Here is a 3,280-nt window from a genome sequence, read left to right as displayed (position 1 = left end):
GCGTTGATCGAGGTGTAGCCGCTGACGATGATCAGCGCGGCCATGATCAGGAAGAACGCGCCCCACCAGCTCTGAATGGTGTGCAGGGTGGTGAGGATCGGCACGGTGAAGATCGTGCCCAGCACGCCGAAGGCGATCAGGATCGGACGGCGGCCGATCTTGTCCGACAGCGCGCCGATCACCGGTTGCAGGCACATGAACAGGAACAGCGTGGCGGCCGAAATGGTGGTCGAGTCACTGATGCTCATGCCCACCGTGTTGACCAGGTATTTCTGCATGTAGGTGGTGTAGGTGTAGAAGGCCAGGGTGCCGCCCATGGTCAGGCCGACCACGGTGAGCAGCTCCTTGGGATGACGCATCAGGGTGCGCATCAGGCTTTCCTTGGCCTTTTCCTTCTTGGTGAACGATGCGGTCTCTTCCATGCCGCGGCGCAGCCACAGTGCGACCACTGCGCACAGCGCGCCGATCACGAAGGGTACACGCCAGCCCCAGGCGTACAGCTCTTCGGTGGTCAGGGTGTTCTGCAGGATGATCAGCACGGCCAGGGCAATGAGCTGCCCGGAAATCAGCGTCACGTACTGGAAACTGGAGAAGAAGCCGCGACGCTCCTTGCTCGCCATCTCGCTGAGGTAGGTGGCGGACGTACCGTACTCGCCGCCCACCGACAGGCCCTGCATCAGCCGCGCGATCACCAGCAGTACCGGCGCTGCCACGCCAATGGTTTCGTAACCGGGCGTCAGGGCAATCACCAGGGAACCCGCGCACATCAGCAGCACCGAGGCCATGAGCGCGGCCTTGCGGCCTTTACGGTCAGCGTACAGCCCCATCAGCCAGCCGCCGATGGGGCGCATCAGGAAGCCGACGGCGAAGATCGCGGCGGTGTTGAGCAGCTGTGCGGTGGTGTCGCCAGCAGGGAAGAAGGCCTTGGCGAAATACAGCGAGAAGGCGGCATAGACATACCAGTCATACCACTCGACCATATTGCCGATAGAACCGCTGAAGATTGATTTGAGCCGGCTGGAGGTGCTGCGCGCAGTGCTTGGCGCAGACGCTGCACCGGCGGGCAGGGGCGTGGTGTTATCCATCAGGGAGACCTTCTCGTTGTTTTTTTAGGAGGCTCGCCGAAGCGGGCAGGCTCAGGCGATTGCAGAAGGTGTGCCAAACGGGTGCGCGAAGGGTTCAGAAAGGTGCGCATTGGCGCGTCATGCACAGAACAGGCCCCAGTCTACAGGCGTTGCACGGTGCGGCATGACGCTCACTCCTGGGGCAGGGGGTGAATGCTTGCGCAGCCTGACACTGACGCGATAAGCGGAAATCCGCCGATGCAATGCCTGTAGTGAGCAAGAATCCGCCTATCGGCGCTCTATGAAGTCTTCACGAACCAGGCCATGGCGCTGCATTTTTTCGTTCAAGGTACGCCGCGGCAGTTGCAGTGCTTCCATCACCGATTTGATTTCGCCCTGATGCTGGCGAAGGGCGGCACGCAGGCACTGCGCCTCGAACGCTTCCAGTTGCTCGGCCAGTGATGGGCTGACGGCATCGGCGTGCAGTTCTGGATCGTCGAGGCCCAGCGCGTGCCGCTCGGCCGCGTTGGCCAGCTCGCGCACATTGCCGGGCCAGTCATGGGCCAGCAGTTGCGTGAGCTGAGCACCGGAAATGGGCGGCGCGGGGCGGCCCAGGCGCTCGGCACAGTGGCGGGCGAAATGCTCGAAGAGCAAGGGAATGTCTTCGCGGCGCTCGCGCAGTGGCGCCAGGCGCAGCTCGGCCACATTCAGGCGATAGGCGAGGTCTTCGCGGAAACGCCCCGCGCGCGCCTCTTCAAGCAGGTCCGGCTTGGTGGCGGCGATCACCCGTACATCGACGCGGATGCTCTGGTTGGCCCCCAGGCGCTCCAGCGTCTGCTCCTGAATCACGCGCAGCAGCTTGGCCTGCTGGGCCAGCGGCATGCTCTCGATCTCGTCGAGAAACACAGTGCCGCCATCGGCGTATTCGAGCTTGCCGATGCGTTTGCCCTGGGCGCCGGTAAAGGCGCCGCTTTCATGGCCGAACAGCTCGGCCTCGAACAGCGCTTCGGGAATCGCGGCGCAGTTGAGCGCCACGAACGGCTTGCCGGCGCGCGGGCCGAAGTCGTGCAGGCAGCGTGCCACGCGCTCCTTGCCGCTGCCGGTTTCACCGCGAATCAGCACATTGACCGGCAGCGCGGCCAGTTCCAGCACCTGCCGACGCAGCTGCTGCAGGCCCTGGGACATGCCCAGCAAGGCGCCCTCAAGACGTGACTTGAGGTCAGCCTGCTCGTGCAGCCGGCGGTTCTCCAGCACCAACTGACGTTTTTCCAGGGCGCGGCGCAGGCTGCCCAGCAGGTGCTGCGGGGTGAAGGGCTTTTCCAGGAAGTCGTAGGCGCCGCGGCGCATGGCATCCACCGCCATCGGCACGTCGCCATGGCCGGTGAGCAGGATCATCGGCAGGTCCGGGTCCTGCTGCTGCACCGCTTCGAGCAGTTGCAGACCGTCCATGCCCGGCATGCGCACGTCACTGATGATCACCCCGGGAAAGTGTGCGGGCAGCTGCGCCAGGCAGGCGTGCGCGCGATCGAACAGCTGCACCTCGAAGCCCGACAGGCTCAGCCATTGCTCGACGGCACTGCGGATGCTCGCTTCATCGTCGACGACGATTACCGAATTCAACATACAGGCTCCAGGTCACGGGGCAGGGACAAGGTGAAACAGGCGCCACCGGCAAGGTTCTCGACCCGCAACTGGCCACCGGCCTCGTGCACGATACCGTAGGAAATCGCCAGGCCCAGGCCCAGCCCGTCGCCCACTGCCTTGGTGGTGAAGAAGGGATCGAAGACTTTGCCGAGGTCCGCGTTGGCAATGCCGCCACCCGAATCCAGCACGCTGAGGCGCCAGTCGGCCTCGGCGTGTTCGATGCGGATCTCCAGGCGTTTGAAGCGCTTGTCGGCCATGGCGTCGAGGGCATTGTGCAACAGGTTGATCAGCACCTGTTCCAGGCGGATGGCATCGCCCCGTACCCAGGCAGGCCGAGCCAGGTACAGCGCCAGGTCGATGCCGTCGCTGCGCAGGCGGGTGTCGAGCAGTTGCAGGGCCTGGTCGACCACGCGGGCAAGGTCCAGGCGCTCGCGCAGCCCGCCGGGGCTGTTGCGGGCGAAGGTCTTCAGGTGGCCGGTGAGCGAGGCCATGCGGGCGAGCATCTGCTCCAGCGGCTCGAGCGCCTGGCGGGCTTCGTCATGGCGGCCGTGGTCGAGCAGCAGGCGCAGGGT

The 3,280-nt window shown here is 64.8% G+C and carries 3 protein-coding genes; all 3 read right to left on the bottom strand.

Going from position 1 to position 3,280, the window contains the following annotated elements; all coding sequences use genetic code 11:
- A partial coding sequence (locus RT028_RS20180) for an MFS transporter (protein ID WP_312937252.1) occupies positions 1–1,085 on the bottom strand: 1,085 nt, incomplete at its 3' end.
- 267 nt (positions 1,086–1,352) lie between these two features.
- Complete coding sequence (locus tag RT028_RS20175) at positions 1,353–2,687, bottom strand: sigma-54 dependent transcriptional regulator (protein ID WP_312937250.1); 1,335 nt, start codon at positions 2,685–2,687, stop codon at positions 1,353–1,355.
- A partial coding sequence (locus tag RT028_RS20170; RefSeq protein WP_312937248.1) for an ATP-binding protein occupies positions 2,681–3,280 on the bottom strand: 600 nt, incomplete at its 5' end. The genes RT028_RS20170 and RT028_RS20175, both read right to left, overlap by 7 nt.

This window comes from Pseudomonas sp. (assembly GCF_032058845.1).
Lineage (GTDB): Bacteria > Pseudomonadota > Gammaproteobacteria > Pseudomonadales > Pseudomonadaceae > Aquipseudomonas.
This window is presented reverse-complemented; position numbering and strand designations above follow the sequence as displayed.